We start from the raw sequence: 18,541 nt of genomic DNA, 5'->3' as shown, positions 1-18,541 counted from the left end.
TCCTAGAAGGAGTAAGTCACTGTCGCGATGTAAGATGCTTTCTCTTGGTCCAACAAATCGATGTTGCCCAAGGTGCCTCGCTCTGCATCTTGATAGAAACCCGTTGATGACGCCGCGAGTAGCAATGACCAGCTTTCATCAAACTCGTATGTGCCGTACAACGCCCCCTCATACTGCCAACTGCTTCTGCGCGTACCTTGATAACTGATGCTGTTACCACCTAACGCCGTGATCCCCACTGCGAACGATTCCCACGACTTTTCCGCAACAGCAAACAACGAGTAAGTCCACTCAGTCAGCGAGCGTCCACCCATGGTTTTGTATTCGTGGAAATTTTTTCTCAGTCTTGGCGAAACCGAAAAATCGACGCTCCAAGCTGAAAAAGAGATCGGCACATCTAAACGAACCGCGGTGTGCAGTTCATCTTTACGAGATGTTTCTGAAGTTGGAATGGTGAGCTGACCCGCAACGCCGATTTTCCCTGTATCTCCAAAGCGATATAGGTTCGTGTATTGCAAGCCCAACACCGAATCTGTCGCGTAGGTGCCGACTTCATCTTCTAGGGCACGATAGCCCCCCGTAGAAAAATAGGCTTTTGTGTCGCTCGAAAAGGAATAAACGAGATCGCCTCCCCACGAGAAATTGCGGACAGAACGGTAGTCGTCTTTATCGTAAATGTTTGTATCGTAAGATAGGTAAACGGCCCCACTAAACTTACAAACAATACAGGACGCATCTCCTTCATTTTGTGTAGATTCAGGCGTGCTAGTGCTATCAATTACACTCGTTTCCACCGCGAATGATGGCGCTGAAAACAGCGTACCCAACAACATTGCAAGCGGCGTCATCATCCACTTTGTTGTGTGCTGCATGTTTTGAAACTTCCATGAGAGTTAAGTTTATTAGAATAAACTTAAAGACAAACAGATTATTGGGATGAAATTCCATAAAAATTCAGATAATCAACCTCAATAAACCTATCAACCATAAAATTACTCTTATGGTTAAATCCTTATTTAATTTTTTAATACTATTTATCTGAGTATTGTCGCGTTCCACTTTGCTTAAAAACGTACTTTAAAATGACTTTTTATAAATAAAGCCACTCACCACAACATTAAAGAAGCAGCAAAGCAACGCCATTAAAACAAAAGTCAAAAGACAATTATTATCAACAACTTAAAACCAACAAAAACAGTTAAAATGAATGAGTAAAAATGTATAAGTTAAAATACAATAAAAAACATAAGAACATCATTCTGTTTAATTTTAGTCGTTATTTTATTGAAAAAGTTTAATTTTCAATTTCTAAAATTGGAGGGATACACATAAGAGAAATCATCAAAACCATCCGTTGTTAATAATGAATTTCGCATTTAAAACAAAAGATAGAAACAAGATCAAATTCATGTTTTCTAATATATCGATTCAACCTTTCACAAGTTTGAATAGAAAGTCAAACCTTCAGTCAATCTAAAAACAACAAAACATTCACCAAGTGAATACTAAAAAGATAAGTCAAAACTAAATAGCACACACGGTCAGCATATTTGTGAATTACTATTCATTAATTATTTTTTTATAAATTAAACATTAATGTGACCAATTTCACACAATTGCACTACGTACAACATAAAGTAAACGAAATTTAAGTGTTTACTGACTCAAAACGTGTCGATAGAACAGAGGCTAAACATCGAGCTGAAACACGTATTTCCCACCAAAATTTATTATACATAGCAGTGAGTTACCTGTATCCAAGCGGTTAAAATGCGTACTAATGTGACTCATTTTTGAGAGAGGAACATAAGAAGAGCAAAAGCACTAAAAGAGGATAATACGATTTGAATAACCAGTGCTTCAAACCGCACTTATGAACTTATGCAGAGAAAGAAGGACTATCAGTTACTGTTGAATGGTTTTATGACCACAGTTTTCGCAGATCAAGTGACGTTCAAATTCATCCATAGAAGCAAGGAAGGCGCCGAACACTACACTTTTGAGAAATCCAGCGATGAACTCTTTCTTGTTGCGATTTTTATCGCCTTCAAAGCCACTTTTCTTTCTGACTAACACCACTACATGATGCGTTTCTACCCCACATGTAGGGCACATGAGGACTTCTGTCTTGTTCGACATCTTAGACTCCTTGGCGAATTACCCCTTTCTGATGGCATGATTCTCTTATGCCTGTAAAGCGAGTCATCATACCATCACTATCGATTCTTACTCTTCTTCGTTGAGACGACGAATCAACTTAGCAGGTGTGCCTCCGTATAGACAATCTGGCGGCACATCATGGTTGACGACCGAGTTCGCCGCAATCACCGAGCGAGCACCAATCGTTACACCTTGGTTAATGACGGAGTTACCACCAATCCACACATCATCTTCAATCGTGATAGGTTTACAAAACGTCTCCCAACGTCGGCGACTTCGGTAATCAACAGAATGAGAAGCCGTATACAATTGCACGCTTGGACCGATTAGCACGTGGTTCCCGATGGTAATTTTAGCGCCATCAAGCATGACCACATTCATGTTGATAAAGGTTTCTTCGCCGATTTCGATGGTTTTACCGAACTCGCAATGGAAAGGTGCTTGAACAATGCAAAGACCCGCTTTGCCAAACAGCTGTTTTTGTAATTCGTCGCGCTGACTTTCGTCGGTATTGTTATTGAGCGCTCTAAGTGCTTGAAGAGCATGACTTCTAATGGCGTCAATTTCTTTGTCCATGCCATCAAAGATTTGACCAGACATCATTTTTTCGAGTTCTGTCACTGGGAGACTCCTAAAACCTGCAATTACTACTTTCAGATTAATCACACGGTACGTGAATTGCGGAATAAAAAAAGAGAAAAGCCTGCACTTTTCTCTTTCCTGTTTTTATATTTTGTGGAGTCTGTCGACTTACACGATTTCCCAGCTGTGGGTCATCTCAACACCTTCACCTAGCATTAAGCAAACCGAGCAGTATTTTTCTAGCGAGTCAGCCGCCACTTTTGCTACGACTTCAGGGTCAAGCTCGTCACCTGAAACTTCAAAGTGGATATTCACTTGCGTAAAGATACGTGGTGCGGTTTCACGACGCTCTGTGGTTAGCTTGGCATTAACTGACAAGACCTTTTGGCCTGCCGTTTTCAAACCGTCGACAACATCGACAGAGCTACAGCCACCAGCGGCCATTAGTACCATTTCCATTGGGCTTGGTGCCGTTGCACCGCCATTGCCATCCATCACTACGGAGTGACCCGACTGAGATTGCCCAAGGAATTTAAAATCTTCTACCCATTTAACTTCTGCTTGCATGATTTACCTCATTTAGCATCGCTCGTTGAAGACATCGTTGCCCTATCAAGCGGTGTATTTCGTGTCGATACTTTAGCTTTCTCGCATAAAAGGGCAACGGAATTTTCAACATTGCTGTAATTTTTTCGCTCGGTTGCCTTTCTCTATACGTAACACTTTTTATTTCAGTCACACTTTCTACGAAAAACAACGTTGAGGTAGCTATGAAGAATATATCTAAGTTATTGGTCGGATTCTCTTTCGCACTTCCTGTCTTGTTCCTACTTTTGAGTAAAGCAGGCACCGCCGATACGATGGATAAGATGAAGGCTTCAGAGAATGCAGAAATCGCCACACTGGCTGGCGGCTGTTTCTGGTGTACAGAATCGGATTTGGAACAGTTGACTGGCGTAGTCGATGTCATATCAGGCTATTCTGGTGGTCATGTTGAAAACCCAACTTATCGCCAAGTTTCATCAGGTAAATCAGGTCACATAGAAGTGATCGAAGTTAAGTACGATCCTAAAGTGGTTAGTTACGAGCAAGTGTTGGACTACTTTTTTCGTCATATCGATCCTACTGACGATAAAGGCTCTTTTGTCGACCGTGGCCCACAGTATCGCCCTGCTATTTTCTATCATAACGCGGAACAAAAGCAGATCGCAGAACAGTTTATGATGGAAATCGACAAGGCGATGATCTATCCAAAACCGTTGAAAACAGAACTGATCGAGTTTGAGAAGTTTTATCCTGCAGAAGAGTATCACCAAGACTACTACAAAAAGAGCAGCTTAAAGTATAAGTATTACCGCTATGCGTCTGGTCGAGATAAATACTTGGATGAAGTATTTGGTGATGATCGTAAAGAGACCCCAAAAACGCTTCGTCAGTTGATCGAAGAAAAAAAGTTGCTATCAAAAGTGAAAGAGTACAGTAAGCCTGCTAAGTCCGAGATCAAATCAAACTTAACGGAGTTGCAATACTACGTAACACAAGAAGAAGGCACCGAACGTCCGTTCGACAACGAATATTGGGACAACAAAGAAGCGGGGATTTACGTTGATATCGTAACTGGTGAGCCGTTGTTTTCTTCTACCGATAAATACAAATCGGGGACGGGTTGGCCAAGTTTCACTAAGCCAATCAACCCAGGTTACATCGTTGAAAAAACCGATTACAAGCTGATTTATCCAAGAACGGAGGTTCGCAGTAAGTTTGGTGATTCTCACCTTGGTCATGTGTTTAAAGACGGTCCGAAGCCAACAGGATTACGCTACTGCATGAACTCTGCGGCAATGAAATTTGTACCTGTAAGTGAAATGAAAACGCAGGGGTATGAAGAGTATCTTTATCTCTTTGATAACTAGTTCCTATTCATTCAACTTCAAGGGCATACGATGGCGAATGGGGAGTACCAGCTGAAAGGTTTTAAAACACAATTACCAACCAAAATCTGCTCTGTTTGCCATCGGCCATTTTCTTGGAGAAAGAAATGGACAAGAAATTGGGACGAAGTCGTTTACTGTTCTGAGCGCTGCCGAAGAAACAAATCAGTCAAAAGTTAGAACCACAAAAACTTTATGCCGCACTGCTAGCCTTATTTTCCAAGGTAACGTGGCTCAGACCAAGCTGCGCTTCACCAAGGTAACAAGGCACCATCATAAGCCCAAAATGCCCCGCTATCCTGCGGGGTTGCTTTGTCAATCAATCCCCATAAGTCTCGCGCGACACGCTCTGGGCTAAACAGCTTTCCTTCAGGTACATTCGCTTGAAAAGGTGCCGACAAAGCCGTATCTGTTGTGCCTGGGTGAAGAGCGAGTACAGTCCCGTGTTTGACCATTCTCCGCCATTCAATCGACATGGTTTTGAGGAACATATTTAACGCGGCTTTCGATGCACGATAGCTGTACCAACCGCCTAAGTGATTATCACTAATACTGCCAACTTTGGCCGAAATGGTCGTAAACTTGGGGTTGGTACTGCGTTTTAACTTGGGCGTGAAGTATTTCGCCAACAGTAAACTAGGCAAAGTATTAACCATGATGGTTTGCTGAAAAAAGTCTGCGTCGAGCGAGCTAAGATTCTTCTCAGGGCCTTTATCTTGGGTGTGCAACATACCAACGCAGTTCACCAACCAATCAACATGTTCAATTTGCTCACTGAGTGCTTTCACCTGCTCGTCCTGCGATACATCCACTTGATGCCAAACTACATTTGGGTGTTGCCAATCTGGTTGGTGCTTACGATAAGTGGCATGCACGCGAGCTTGGGGAAAGCGAACTAGCGCTTGTTGAACCATCGCCAATCCAATGCCGCCATTTCCACCAACGATCAGTATGTCCATTACAAGCTCTCCAAGTTTTCCATATAGTGCTCTGCGGTATCTAATATCGCTTGGCGTTGCTGCTCTTCGATATTGTCCCAAGATCGGAAAATCATCCCTATACGTGGATTCGTTGCTAAGCGTTTGTCGTGTTTGTTCATAAAGCGCCAATACAAGCTGTTAAACGGACACGATCCTTCCCCGCTCCTCGCCTTATTGTCGTAATGGCAACCCTTACAGTAGTCGCTCATTTTGTTGATGTAAGAGCCACTCGCCGCATACGGTTTGGTGCCAACAATCCCACCATCTGCAAACAGTGCCATACCGCGCGTATTGGGCATTTCTACCCATTCAATCGCATCAACGTAGATACCGAGATACCATTCATCCACTTGGTCTGGGTCGATCTCGGTTAATAAACAAAAGTTACCGGTTACCATCAAGCGCTGAATGTGGTGCGCATAAGCGTAATCAAGAGACTGGCCAATCGCGTTTCGCATACAGGCCATTTTGGTTTCGCCGTTCCAGAAGAAGTCTGGCAGCTTTCTACTCGCTTCCAGTTCATTCTGTTTCGGGTAATGAGGCATGTTCGCCCAATAAACGCCTCGGATGTACTCTCGCCATCCCAAGATCTGACGAATAAAACCTTCTACCTGAGAAATATCGATGTCGGCATTGGCATGAAATGCCTTTAGTGAAGCGTCAATCACCTCTCGCGGATTCAGCAGCTTGCTGTTCAGCGAGAACGAAATCCGGCTGTGATACAAGCTCCATTTAGCATCGTGCTGACCTGTCATGGCGTCTTGAAAACGACCAAACAGTGGCAAACAGACCTGACAAAAATGCGCAAGTAAAGACAAGCTTTGAGAGCGATTTACTGGCCAAAGTAAATCACCATTTAATTTACCTATGGTTTGAATGTTGTGCCGACCTAAGCGCTCGACAATATCACTGACGTCATGACTAAACATTAATGGCTTTGGCAGCTGTTCAATGTCTTTTGCTTTAAGTTTATTTCGGTTATTGGCGTCGTAGTTCCACTTTCCACCAATAGGCTTACCGTCTTGCATCAAGATGTCGAAGCGCTTACGCATACGGCGATAAAAGTGCTCCATCATGATGTGTTTACCTTGAGGAAACTGCGATTCTATTTCCTCAAACGGTAACAAAAAGTGTTCCGAATCGACGCTACGCATCACGACCCCATCAAGCTTTAGTTTGGCTAACTGCTCTAGTAAACGGTATTCGTCGGGGCGTTGATATTCAAACTTACTTGCACCAACTTCACTCACGTAGTGTTGTAAGACTTGCGCAAGATCCTCGAAAGATTGTGTGTCATCCAACGTGAGGTGTAAAACTTGATGCCCTTCTTCCTGCAGCTCGTTAGCAAAATTCACCATCGCAGAGAAAAAAGCACACACCTTTTGAATGTGATGCGTAACGTAAGTATTTTCTTGTTTTAACTCAGCGACAAGGTAAAGCACCGAGTCGTCTACACGTTGAAACCACGAATGCTCGCTATTAAGTTGGTCACCAAGAATGAGCCGAACCGTCTCGTAATGCATTGGTTATCTCCCGCTCTCTTTTTTTGGCGCAATCGGCCAATCCACCATATCGACACTATCAAGATGTACGCCTACGCATCTCCCCTGCCATTTGTCGATAAATGAGAAATCTGGATCATAAGTTTGTGTCTGCTTTTCTAGATTAAACTGACGTGAGCCACGTGGGTCAGCGTCAACACCAGCCAAATACTGCCAGTTGCCCCAATTAGAGCCGACATCGTAATCAATCAACTGAGTTTCAAAATAAGCAGCACCGTAGCGCCAGTCGAGTCCGAGTTCATGAACCAGACAGCTCGCGACCAGTTGGCGTCCTCGGTTAGATATATAACCCGTTTTATTAAGCTGATGCATACATGCGTTAACGATTGGAAAAGGTGTCTCGCCTTTCTTCCACTGCTTGAAGCGTTGCGCATAAAAACTGGTCAGTGGTGGCTGGTTGGCGATACCGCCAAATCGAAACAACTTCTGTTGATACTTTCTCGCGTACCAATAAAAGTATTCCCGCCACAACAACTCGAAATAGATCCAATAGGTTGAATCATTTGCTCCGTTCTTCTGCTCATATTGTTTGAGCATGGCATAAATGATTGTAGGAGAGACGCAACCATGAGCTAACCAAGGTGAAAATTTAGTTGAATACTCCACCCCATCAAGCCCATTGCGCGTCTGTTTATATTCACTCGCTAAACTTGAAGCAAAATAGCGTCGACAATGTTCAAGACCGCTCAGTTCTCCGCCATCAAATGCTGGTTTGGTGTCAAAGTAATATGTCGTGGCGGTAGGAAAATTCATACCTGAAGGTTCTGGCGGTAAAGCATGAACGCTCTCGTAAGGTTGAGAGAGGTCTAAACCTTCGACCTGCTTTCTAAATTTCGTGAAGGTCGCAGGCAGTTGCCTTAATTCAAATGGTAACTGTTCTTCGCACAACAAAGTACGGATCGCTTGCTGTTTTATGTTCACATGGGGAGTGCCTTCAATTGCACGCTCTAGTGCCTGTTGCTCATCCGAACCAGCAAACGCATCAGCATAAATATGAGTGATACCGAAATGACTGATGGCATATTTGATCGCTTGATAGGGCGTCAGTTCAACCGTCCATAATCGTTGCCCCAATTTAGCTAAAGATTGATTAAGTTCATTAAGCGATGCCTCGAGAAACTGCAATTTCGCACGCCCTAAAGAGGTCTCCTGCGCAAAGTGCTGCAAGTAAGGTGTCACCGAGGGGCGACAATACAAACAAATTAACTCATCCATTTCTGCACAAGCGTCTATCAACAGCGGGTTGTCATGCAAACGCAGGTCATTAGTGAACCAATACAGTCCTATTTTCTTATCCAAGTCGCACCCTCTTTTTGTAAACTCGTTTTTTGTAAACTCGGAGTCCCGCGTTCTTGTTGCAAATAGCCTAAGCGCTAAGTCTTTTATTCCACTCGTTGTTGTACGGGCAATAGGGCTTTACGATCATTAGGTTACTGACAATCTCACTAAACCAATTGGCTGGTCATCTTAGAGCCCTTAACACCAAAACATCGTTTGCACATGTTTCATACTAAGATTTTATAAAATTAAAATTTGGCGATATTGATAACGGTCTTAATCACTCATTTTTTATATAAACCATGCAAAAATGATAAAAATTAAAGCGATATTGGTTAATATCCGTTAATCTAAGTCCAATTCCATTTTGCTAGTACCATCGCAGAAATGACCGACGAGTTTAAAAAATCGACCGCTAATTTGAAAAAAGCGGTCCCACTAATGATCAAAAATCATGTTGCTGCCACGCCAGCCAACTATGCGCTTTGGTATACCTACGTTGACAAGACCATTCCTGAACTCAACTTTGAGTTGGATACGGTGTTAGAAAACTACGGTATCTGCCCGCCTGCAACCAATAAACAGCTTTATAACAACTATGTTGCCAGTAAAGCAGAAACTAGCCTTGAAGATCTTAGAACCAATGTAGAAGTTCTGCTGCATGAAGTGTCCAGCTCGATGAGCGATACACTTTCAGATACTTCTTCCTTTTCTGAAATGGTAGACAAAAGTTTTAATAAGCTAGAAAAAGTTGAAGACAACAGCTTAAGTATTGAAGAAGTGATGGTGGTGATTCGTCAACTTGTCGCAGAGTCACACGAAATTCGTCACTCGACAAAGTTTTTGAATAGCCAATTAACTAATGCGAGTGAAGAAATTTCTCGCCTCAAAAATCAGCTGGCTGAAGTACAGCAAGACGCATTATTTGATGGTCTATCCAACCTTTACAACCGTCGAGCTTTTGATAAAGATCTGTCTTCGCTTATCGCATCAAATCAAGCAATGACCTTGATCATGCTTGATATCGACCATTTCAAGTCATTTAACGACAATTATGGCCACCTTTTCGGCGATACGGTACTAAAAGCCATTGCCCGTCGACTACAACAAAGCTGTCGAGATGGAATATGCGCGTATCGTTTTGGTGGTGAAGAGTTCGCTTTAATTGTGCCCAATAAATCTCTGCGAATTGCTCGCCAATATGCAGACACCCTACGCCGCATGATAGAAAAACTGCGCATCAGAGATAAGCGTTCTGGTACACAAGTTCACAGCATTACCGCTTCTTTTGGGGTAGCAGAATATGAGGTGGGTGATACACCTGAAGCTCTGGTCAATAAAGCCGATAAGCAACTTTATGAGGCAAAACAACTCGGTCGTAACCGCGTAATGCCCATTTAAATCAACTTGTTATGTAAGCTTGGTTAATAGGACCGACTTTTTCGAAATAGAATAAAAACCCCGCACTATTGAGTGCGGGGTCTATTTATCTGGCGCTTCACATCTTAATCGACACTGTAGCAGTAGCTTAGAATATAGTCGTCACCGTTTTTCGCAGTGTATTCTTTATCTTCACTACATGCCATCGGCTTACCTTTTTTGTCGCCTTTGATTAAGCTGATCCAGTGGCGCATCGCCGTCGGCGCATTACCCGTCAGTTCAGGATTAAACGTAGTGCGTGTTTCCAGTTGAATGTCATCAATATCCATCAACTCCACACAACCGGTGCCTTTATGACAGCCAAATAGCACTTCTACGTGGTTACCTGAATCGTCTTTAAACAAGATCGATTTTGGATCTTCTTTCTCACCCGTATACGCCACAAAGTGTTTTGGGCTTTTCAGGCCGCTGTGTGTGCCGTCTTTGAAGTAAGCCAATACATGGCGGTAATCAATTACGTAACTTGATACATCTTGGTGCGACCCGTTCTCCAATGGGAACATGCGGTCTAGTAGTTGCTTCGCTTTTACTTGCTTCTCGCTCTGCTGCTCAGCACTTACCGCTTCGACGGCAAATACAGCTTCAGCGATAAATGGGCGTTGTTGTTGTTGCATCTCTTTTTTATCGAAGTTCAGCATATTCATCGTCATATCCTCGCACTTAAAAAACTCGTCCTAGAGTAAAAACTTAATTCCTTCGTTTAAGTTTCAGGCAATTCTGTGAAGTTGATGGTTAATTTCCTTGCCTGCTTATTATGTAGACTAGCGAAATATTGACTACAATTTCACAACAAAAATTTTACAATGTGAATTTTACAAAATGTCTGTGTCAAAAAGCCTTATCCGTCAGTCCCATTTTCTAGGTACGAAAATTCGCAACCTAAGGAAAAACAACCATTTAACGATGGAGGATTTATCTGCACGCTGTGTAAGGATCAATCCTGAGTACGCACCGTCGGTATCTTACCTTTCGATGATAGAGCGCGGAAAACGCGTTCCGAGTATTGATATGCTCGAAGTAATCGCGGAAGTTTTTCAAAAAGATCCTACGTGGTTTTTAGATGATGAACCGGAACTAGAAGCCATTACACCCAACAAAGGGAATCGTGGCGGTATCAACGGTATGGCATTGGAGCCGAGCTTTTTGTTCTCCAATGATATTCTCCAAATCGCGATTCCAGAGATGTTGTCTCAAACAGGTATTACTGGACGTCAATTCGCCCACTTATTGATCCGTGCGCACCAAGAAAACCATCAAAACCATTTTCCTGATTTAGAACGCGCAGCCGAAGAGGTCGGCTTGAAACGCCTGAATCTATCGGTAGAAGATCTGATAGATATTGCGAAAAGCATGGGGTTGGATATTCGCTGGGTAGACCGAGCACCACAGGATGTGATTGATGAACTGGGCGTCAGCGCCAAACAGTTGATTACGTCTTTCATGGAGCCACCTGGCACCATTTATCTCAATAAACGAATGCGTGACTACCCAACCCGATTGAAATATGACTTGGCGGTATACATCGGCCATCGCGTGCTCCATAGCAGTGATGCAATGAATAACGTTTTATCTATTGGGCATCAAAACAACTGGGAGCAAATGGACAGCCCAGTTTCCAACTCTGAGCTCAACTCGCAAGATATCCTACAAGCTTGGCGCGATTTTGAGTCCAGCTTTTTTGCTGGTGCCCTGCTTTGCCCCAAAGTACCATTTCGTCAGTTGCTTGACCGTTCCGGTTACGAAATTGATGTTCACAAAAAGGCTGGCGTTTCTCCTTCCGTTGCGATGCGTCGTATGACCGTGGTTTCTCCGTACCCTCATTGGCACTACTTTGATGCCTATGGTCCGGGCAAGTTGAAAGCGGTATATCGTGGAAATGGCATCCCGCTTCCTTGGGGCAATATGCGCAAAGTGAACGATCCTTGCCAACACTGGGCCGTATTTAGACGTCTAGCCCAACCTTTGGATACCAGTTCAGCGCAAATTTCGATTTTGAATGTTGGCGACGAGCCACGTATTTACTGTTGTGAATCAGTCAACGTATTTGACCCTGCGGGGAACAACCGAGTGTTGTGCGCGGGGATAGATTTAAACCCTGCGATTTCTGCGCAAGGTGGTGATGCAGTTTCTATTGCGGAAGAGCTAAAGTCACTTTGTGTCGCTTCCGGCGGAAGTAGTGTCATTCCTCCCCACATCAAAAAAGACTTAACAACCATCGCTAAGATATTAAACATCAATTGGATAGAACGAGGTATTCAAACCCAAGCTAGGCTAATCTGCTCAAGAGGGGCAGTTTGTCCAAGGCAGCCTAGTTGTTACAGTAAGTGCGGAGAAGCCGATGAGACAGGTGACGACGTGAATATTATTGGTCTCTAGAAAGAAAAAACGCCAATCACAATAATCGTGATTGGCGGTATATACTTGTGAACAATGTGTATTCACTAACAACGTCAGTTGGCTAGGTGACCCTCGGCTTAATAAGGGTCACTCTAGATAAAGCACGATGCGTGCCAACTTTAAAAAGGCCGTTTTTTAATAGATCCAGATGCATATCGTTGCTTTATTGACCATGAATTTCGCAAACTGCATTTGCAAAATGCAATAACATGCAAATATGCCACTTCATGCACTGCTAATAATGACTCTCTCAGCAAAGAGTCTATTAACATGTAAAGTCATATATTCTTATACCCAAATGATGGTGAGATTTCGGATTCTTAACCTTACCACTGCTCCAAAGCCCTGATTGAAACTGGGCTCAGGTTCATCCGCCATGTTTTTGTTGATACATTCTCTCATCGGCTATTTTCATCATTTGCTCTGGAGATGACATGTCCGGATCAAATATCGCGTACCCAATGCTGGTTCTCAGGTAGATGAGCGCTTCATCGTAAATCACGGGCGTCGAACATAAAGCTAACCTGAGCTTTTGTAGCAGAGACTGAACATTTTCTTCCGTCCCAGGGTTATGAACGACAACTAAAAACTCATCCCCTCCCATTCGGGCCACAATATCTGATTTACGCAGAGAGCTTTTCACTCTTTCAGCCGTAGCGACTAAGACCTTGTCGCCTGCGTCATGACCATAGGTATCGTTAATATGTTTAAACCTATCCAGATCTATATTGATTAAGGCGAAGCTGTAACGCTTTTTGTAACGTTTCGCTATTTCAAACTGCTGCTTGTAAAACTTCATAAAATAGCGACGGTTTGGTAAGTGTGTCAGTTCATCATGCAGTGCTCTATCATCCGCAATGGTGTACAAGCGATAAATCGCAATAAGCGCGAAGCTCAGTGCAAAAACAATGGGATAACCGATGAGCCTTGCTAAATAAAGCTGATGCCAAGGAATTTGATGGTCGAGTTTGTCTCCGGAGAAAACCACCATACTCCACCCACCATAAGGAAAATGAACCATTTCTTTCGCGTATGGCGTTTTGGTTTCACTCAGTGCGCCAAAGAAAACGTCACCAAAAGCACCGCCACTGTCGTAACCACGAATCATCAAAGGATAGCGATAAGAGAAATCGATCACGCCAGTTTCTCGCATCAGAGCATCAAAATTAATCACCGCACTGATCACACCCCAATAATCTTGGTTCAACGGTGGATCAAGAAAAACCGGAACCCGCACGATCAAGCCTTTGCCGCCTTGAATCAAGTTGACAGGCCCTGCTATAAATATTTCTTGTATATCCTTGGCTTTTTGCACCTGCACCCACTGCTGTGGCACCGTTCGGTAATCGAGGCCAATTAAACGCTCATTACCTTGGCGGGGAAATATATGACTGATAACATCATTCTTCGCGATGCCAATGATCGTAATATGTTTGCTTTTGTTCAGAATGCGGTGAGCCGCAATGTTCAATTCGTCTTCTTGGTTTTTAGGCAGCAAAGTAATGAGTGTCGCCAAGGTACTGGCTTTATAGATATCCGCCATAAGTACCGCTTCCAAATTGGAACGGAGGGTGGAAAGTTGTTCTTTGGCCTCAACTTGAACTCGCTCTTGGTGAAGCTCTTGCTGATTTCGATGCAACAGCTCAATAACCCCAACGCATAAAGCGAAAAAACAGAGGAAGAACAATGCAAAATAGCATCGCTTTCTGGGTAAATAACGCATTTTCTCCCCACAACTCGTATATCGTTACGAGATTTTTATTTATTGTTAAAATTCTTATTATTACAAGAATAACCAATCCCAATCGGAAAGGTAACAGTGATTAAAATTTTTTATGTTTTAGGTATGAGATGATGCATCAACAAGGCGATTTATTTGACGGTACTCAGTGGCAAGAAGTAGAAAGGGGGAAACTCTATTACGATCCTTATTTTCTTAGCCATCTAGAAGCGGATCACTACTTTGACCAACTTCTGAAAACACTGCCATGGCATCAAGAGCGCATTACCATGTTCGGCAAGTCAGTACTTCAACCTCGTTTACAAGCGTGGCATGGTGATGCAGCATATACTTACTCTGGCTTGACCATGCAGCCTCACCCTTGGACTCCTGAGTTAACTCAGCTCAAAGTGCGCTGTGAGACGATTGCGGATGTAGCCTTCAACTCTGTACTTGCCAACCTATACCGACACGGCCAAGATTCGATGGGCTGGCACCAAGACAATGAACCAGAGCTAGGTAGAAACCCGGTTATCGCCTCTTTGAATTTAGGTGAAACACGTCGATTTTTGCTCAGAAATTTACATTGTAAAACTGAGATTGAATATGAGCTTTCTCACGGCTCCTTACTGGTTATGGCTGGCGAGCTCCAACATCACTGGAAACACTGTGTACCAAAAACCGCGAAAACCAAAGGTGAACGTATCAATCTGACTTTTCGACAGATTTTTAACTATTGACTCAGCTTTTACATTCTTAATTAATATTGATGGTAGGTTTAGATTCAGGACTTCATAGGGAATGGATTTATGCGTATCAAACCTCTTAGCTTAGCGGTCTTACTCTCTTGCTCACTTACCTTTGCTGTTCAGGCATCACAAGAAGAGATACCGCTCCTAGATAATGCTCAATCAGCACAGTTGATTCGTAGTACCTACGAGCAGGAACTGTTCACTTTACCTGCGTTTAAAGAGGGGCACTTTGGCTTACGCATGTACCGTCAGACGTTAGATGAGAAATATCTCGCTGCCGTTTGGACCGACATGGCACAAGTAGCTAGCCGATTAAACCGATTTGCTAATGAAGTCGTTGAACCTGAAGACATTATTCTTTATTCATCACAAAGATTGACCGCGTATCAAGAGAAAGAAAGTGAGCGAGGGCAACGACGCTATACCGTCACTAAACACCATCCTGAATATCTTTATCTTGGCGTGGATTTGCTTGGCGCAATGGCAAGAGCAAACGAATATGGTCTGAAACATAAGCAAGACAAGACGCTAAGAAAGATCCTGAGGCGCTACGATTTCTCGCGTTACGTTACGGACAAAGAAATGATAGAGGCGTGGGCAGCTCAGCTCGCAAACCAAGTCTACTGGCTTCGCCAGCTAGGTGAGCAAGATGTGGTCGACGAATTTGCTCAAACCTTTCGCAGTACCTATCCCGACGATAAAGATAAGATGCTGTCAGCTCAGCAGTATTGGAATAAACTCTATGGTATGACGCACATCATCTTTGCCGACTCACAGTACTATCAAGTGCGGGTAAGCGAAAAGAAACACCAATGGATTTATGATTACTTTCGCAACAACATCGACACTATCCTACTGCGCGCCAAAGAAGACGTGATTGCGGAAGTCGGCATTTCGTTTTTATTAGCAGGCTTGGATCACGATCCGGTCGTCGAGAAAACCCGCCAAGCCATTCGTCACGCAATCAACGCTGAAAAAGGGATGATTCCATCGGTCGATGGGAGTTTTGATCTCAAGTACGGCGAGCACCGTAACGTGCTAGCCATCATGCTGCTCGATTGGAAAGGGGTACATAAAGCGCCAACTTATCAAGAGCACCCTGACGCTTTTAAATCAATACCCTACGGCTTAAACCCTAAGCCTTAGAAATAATAAAACCCGCCATTTAGGCGGGTTTTTAGTGTGCATCTTCAATCTAAATTAGAGCGAGATGAAAATACCCGCTAAACACGCACTCATCAGGTTAGCGAGTGTGCCAGCAGCAACCGCTTTTAGACCTAGGCTTGCTACATCTTTGCGGCGCTCAGGCGCCATCACGCCGATAGAACCCAGCTGAATAGCAATTGAACCAATGTTTGCAAAGCCACACAACGCAAAAGTGATGATGACTTGAGTATGCTCAGACAGCGTCGCTTTGTGCTGTACAAAATCGATGAACGCAACAAACTCGTTCATCACAACTTTCTGACCAATGTATGAACCCGCAGCAAGAATTTCATGGCTTGGCACACCAATCAACCACGCTAGAGGTGCAAACAAGTAACCAAAAATCGCTTGTAGCGTCACACCAGAGAAACCAAGTATGTCACCTAAGTTTTCTAGTCCCGTGTTCACCATCGCGATAACACTAACAAAAGCGATAAGCATGGTACCAACAGCAACGGCCACTTTCATACCGCCCATGGCACCGCTTGCTAGCGCATCAATAACGTTGCTTTCTTCTGATTTATCTAGCTCAATATCGTTGTAATCGCTTGGCGTTTGGCGTTCAGGAACAATGATTTTTGCCATCATCAAACTACCTGGAGCTGCCATAAAGCTTGCCGCAATCAAGTATTTTAGGTCAACACCTAAACCGGCATAACCACCAAGCACACTGCCCGCCACTGAAGCCATACCACCAGCCATCACAGCAAACAGTTCAGAGCGAGTCATGTTCGAAAGAAATGGACGAATAAGAAGTGGGGACTCGCCTTGAGATAAGAAAATGTTGCCTGTTGCAACCAGAGACTCTGCTTTGCTGGTGCCCAAGAACTTCTGGATAGCACCGCCAATAAATTGAATCACTTTTTGCATAATGCCCAAGTAGTAAAGGGCGGAGATAAGAGCACTGAAGAAGATGATGATAGGAAGGACACGAATAGCGAAGATAAAGCCAGAAGAAGCGAGGTCACCAAAGAGGAATTTAATCCCCTCATCAGCAAAGCTGAGTAGCCCCGCGACACCATTACTTAAACTCGCCAGCGCCGCCTGACCTAACGGGAAATAAAGCACTAAGGCAGCAAATCCCATTTGTAGCATCAAGGCGCGAGATACGGTTTTCCAATTAATGGAAGAACGGCCCTCAGAAAGTAGGAAAGCACAACCTAGCAGTGCAACAATACCAAATAGACTAAATAGAACACTCATGACCTGGACCTACTGAACGTTGAAAAAGAAAAAAGAGCCAAAGGAATTGGCAGAAGAAAGGGACAACGCAGCGAGTGATAACTCGCCTTCAGATCCAGAATGTAGACAGAACGAATAGTTCGACATCTTATTTTTACCTTATACAAGCAATTGAACGTAGCTGGTCCGGTCCGTGGGGTCATTCACTGCTGGCGAGCGTATTGCTTGGCCTGATCCATGTGACGGCTTGTATGGGTAAGGGTCCTGAACAACTAAACCCTAATTCCCGCTTAAACGGGACGCAAGTATAGCCAACAAAAAGAGATATTCATCACATTTATTTACGCAAACGTTCAAGCGTTCAAAATTTAGGCAAAAACGTTCTTTTGTCGTCATACTGTTAATAAAAGTAAGGGCATAAGGACAGACTTTGATGGTAAAAAACGCAAAAGTGACCAATAAATACGCAATCAAACTCGAAAGATACAAAATTCGTCATTTTGCTCTCGCCAACAGATGGATTTTGGTTATACAATTCGCGGTGCTTCTTTTCGAGGCCTCTGAGTATTCAGAGCATCATGATGCCGAGATGGTGAAATTGGTAGACACGCTAGCATGAGGTGCTAGTGCCTTTGGTGTGAGGGTTCGAGTCCCTCTCTCGGCACCATTATCCTTCTTCCCTAATTTTGTTCGAGTGTAATGCAAAGTTCTAAGCAGGCAAGACAGTCTACAGATGCTAACCAACTTCTGAGTGAGCTTGCGGTTCACGCTTTATTGCACCTGCACTTTAAAATTCACGCGTCCTCGCATGGCCTCTCCCTTAAAGAACGTAATGACTTACTTCAGAAATGGCTGAAACCAAAACTGAAGAGTAATCGCTATAAGCTGATTAAAAAGCCGTTAAAATCTTTGACTCAGCAGGCAAAAGGTGAGAACGGAAATCTGGAAGCATTACTCGAGCGCTGCGTCGGTGCAGACAAACCCAGCAATCCTCAACCCGATCTAGATAGCTACTTGCTGTTGATTAACGAGATTGAGAAGAAGTTGGGGACTACCGTATTATTATCTCGACCGGAAGACGTCGACTTATCTCACGACCAACACGGCTGTTTGCTGTGTGTGCTTTCTGAGAACTTAAATCAGCATTTCGATGATAATAACGCCCTAATCGCTCCTATTTCGATGCTGTTCCGTGGACCAATGAGTCAACGCTCACTTTTCCTTGGCAGCATTTACGCCAGTGGTTCATTCAATTATGAAGTGCAGTACCAGGACGATCAGTTTGTTCGCATTACATTAGAGTTGGCGTAACTGTAACGCTAAGAAACAAATCGAAAAAGGCCGCGAAACT

The 18,541-nt window shown here is 43.6% G+C and carries 17 protein-coding genes and 1 tRNA gene; 8 read left to right on the top strand and 10 right to left on the bottom strand.

Annotated features, from left to right (window positions below; translation table 11 throughout):
- Nucleotides 1-2 precede the first annotated feature (2 nt).
- The 4 genes from L3V30_RS16780 to L3V30_RS16765 form a co-directional block, all read right to left on the bottom strand.
- Nucleotides 3-872 (bottom strand): hypothetical protein, encoded by an 870-nt coding sequence (locus L3V30_RS16780; RefSeq protein WP_005393683.1) that lies wholly within the window; start codon nt 870-872, stop codon nt 3-5.
- Between the two features lie 1,033 nt (nt 873-1,905).
- A complete protein-coding gene (locus L3V30_RS16775) occupies nt 1,906-2,139 on the bottom strand; it encodes a hypothetical protein (RefSeq protein WP_005393681.1) in 234 nt (77 codons plus the stop codon).
- An 87-nt stretch (nt 2,140-2,226) separates the two neighbouring features.
- Nucleotides 2,227-2,781: a sugar O-acetyltransferase gene (locus L3V30_RS16770; RefSeq protein WP_005393677.1), complete on the bottom strand. Its 555-nt coding sequence runs from the start codon at nt 2,779-2,781 to the stop codon at nt 2,227-2,229.
- 129 nt (nt 2,782-2,910) lie between these two features.
- Nucleotides 2,911-3,309, bottom strand: coding sequence for an OsmC family protein (locus L3V30_RS16765; protein ID WP_005393675.1), 399 nt, complete (start codon nt 3,307-3,309; stop codon nt 2,911-2,913).
- 203 nt (nt 3,310-3,512) lie between these two features.
- Between L3V30_RS16765 and msrB the strand changes: the two genes are divergently transcribed.
- Both msrB and L3V30_RS16755 read left to right on the top strand, forming a co-directional pair.
- The gene (gene msrB, locus L3V30_RS16760) at nt 3,513-4,655 is read left to right on the top strand and encodes a peptide-methionine (R)-S-oxide reductase MsrB (RefSeq protein WP_237309352.1); all 1,143 of its coding nucleotides are present in this window, start codon (nt 3,513-3,515) and stop codon (nt 4,653-4,655) included.
- A 51-nt stretch (nt 4,656-4,706) separates the two neighbouring features.
- Entirely contained in the window at nt 4,707-4,853 is a 147-nt protein-coding gene (locus L3V30_RS16755) for a DUF2256 domain-containing protein (RefSeq protein ID WP_237309381.1), read from the top strand.
- 71 nt (nt 4,854-4,924) lie between these two features.
- On the opposite strand, the gene L3V30_RS16750 is transcribed toward L3V30_RS16755, so the two are convergent.
- The 3 genes from L3V30_RS16750 to L3V30_RS16740 are packed head-to-tail and all read right to left on the bottom strand — an operon-like array spanning nt 4,925 to nt 8,514.
- The gene (locus L3V30_RS16750) at nt 4,925-5,632 is read right to left on the bottom strand and encodes an SDR family oxidoreductase (protein ID WP_237309351.1); all 708 of its coding nucleotides are present in this window, start codon (nt 5,630-5,632) and stop codon (nt 4,925-4,927) included.
- Entirely contained in the window at nt 5,632-7,176 is a 1,545-nt protein-coding gene (locus L3V30_RS16745) for a cryptochrome/photolyase family protein (RefSeq protein ID WP_237309350.1), read from the bottom strand. The genes L3V30_RS16750 and L3V30_RS16745 overlap by 1 nt, the downstream gene beginning before the upstream one ends.
- 3 nt (nt 7,177-7,179) lie before the next feature.
- Entirely contained in the window at nt 7,180-8,514 is a 1,335-nt protein-coding gene (locus L3V30_RS16740) for a DASH family cryptochrome (RefSeq protein ID WP_237309349.1), read from the bottom strand.
- Between the two features lie 366 nt (nt 8,515-8,880).
- Between L3V30_RS16740 and L3V30_RS16735 the strand changes: the two genes are divergently transcribed.
- Nucleotides 8,881-9,894: a GGDEF domain-containing protein gene (locus tag L3V30_RS16735; protein WP_005393654.1), complete on the top strand. Its 1,014-nt coding sequence runs from the start codon at nt 8,881-8,883 to the stop codon at nt 9,892-9,894.
- Between the two features lie 104 nt (nt 9,895-9,998).
- Here L3V30_RS16735 and L3V30_RS16730 read toward each other — a convergent pair whose 3' ends face one another.
- Complete coding sequence (locus L3V30_RS16730) at nt 9,999-10,577, bottom strand: malate synthase (RefSeq protein WP_005393653.1); 579 nt, start codon at nt 10,575-10,577, stop codon at nt 9,999-10,001.
- Between the two features lie 175 nt (nt 10,578-10,752).
- Here L3V30_RS16730 and L3V30_RS16725 point away from each other — a divergent pair, with 175 nt between their 5' ends.
- The gene (locus L3V30_RS16725; protein ID WP_237309348.1) at nt 10,753-12,309 is read left to right on the top strand and encodes a DUF3612 domain-containing protein; all 1,557 of its coding nucleotides are present in this window, start codon (nt 10,753-10,755) and stop codon (nt 12,307-12,309) included.
- Nucleotides 12,310-12,697: 388 nt separating this feature from the next.
- Here the strand turns inward: L3V30_RS16725 and L3V30_RS16720 are convergent, their stop codons facing one another.
- On the bottom strand, nt 12,698-14,053 hold the full coding sequence (locus tag L3V30_RS16720; protein WP_237309347.1) for a diguanylate cyclase: 1,356 nt from the start codon (nt 14,051-14,053) through the stop codon (nt 12,698-12,700).
- Between the two features lie 131 nt (nt 14,054-14,184).
- Between L3V30_RS16720 and L3V30_RS16715 the strand changes: the two genes are divergently transcribed.
- Nucleotides 14,185-14,790: an alpha-ketoglutarate-dependent dioxygenase AlkB gene (locus tag L3V30_RS16715; protein ID WP_104973364.1), complete on the top strand. Its 606-nt coding sequence runs from the start codon at nt 14,185-14,187 to the stop codon at nt 14,788-14,790.
- Nucleotides 14,791-14,859: 69 nt separating this feature from the next.
- Nucleotides 14,860-15,948, top strand: a complete 1,089-nt coding sequence (locus L3V30_RS16710; RefSeq protein WP_237309346.1) for a DUF3541 domain-containing protein — start codon at nt 14,860-14,862, stop codon at nt 15,946-15,948.
- 54 nt (nt 15,949-16,002) lie between these two features.
- On the opposite strand, the gene L3V30_RS16705 is transcribed toward L3V30_RS16710, so the two are convergent.
- Complete coding sequence (locus L3V30_RS16705) at nt 16,003-17,211, bottom strand: NupC/NupG family nucleoside CNT transporter (protein WP_005393641.1); 1,209 nt, start codon at nt 17,209-17,211, stop codon at nt 16,003-16,005.
- A 562-nt stretch (nt 17,212-17,773) separates the two neighbouring features.
- Between L3V30_RS16705 and L3V30_RS16700 the strand changes: the two genes are divergently transcribed.
- Together L3V30_RS16700 and L3V30_RS16695 are read left to right on the top strand one after the other, a co-directional pair.
- Nucleotides 17,774-17,857: transfer RNA gene (locus L3V30_RS16700), tRNA-Leu, on the top strand.
- Between the two features lie 32 nt (nt 17,858-17,889).
- Entirely contained in the window at nt 17,890-18,501 is a 612-nt protein-coding gene (locus L3V30_RS16695) for a DUF2913 family protein (RefSeq protein WP_237309345.1), read from the top strand.
- Nucleotides 18,502-18,541 lie beyond the last annotated feature (40 nt).

Origin of the sequence: Vibrio sp. A1-1 (assembly GCF_021728175.1) — a bacterium.
GTDB lineage: Bacteria > Pseudomonadota > Gammaproteobacteria > Enterobacterales > Vibrionaceae > Vibrio > Vibrio diabolicus.
The sequence above is the reverse complement of the archived record's forward strand: the minus strand, read 5'-3'. Positions and strand labels throughout refer to the sequence as shown.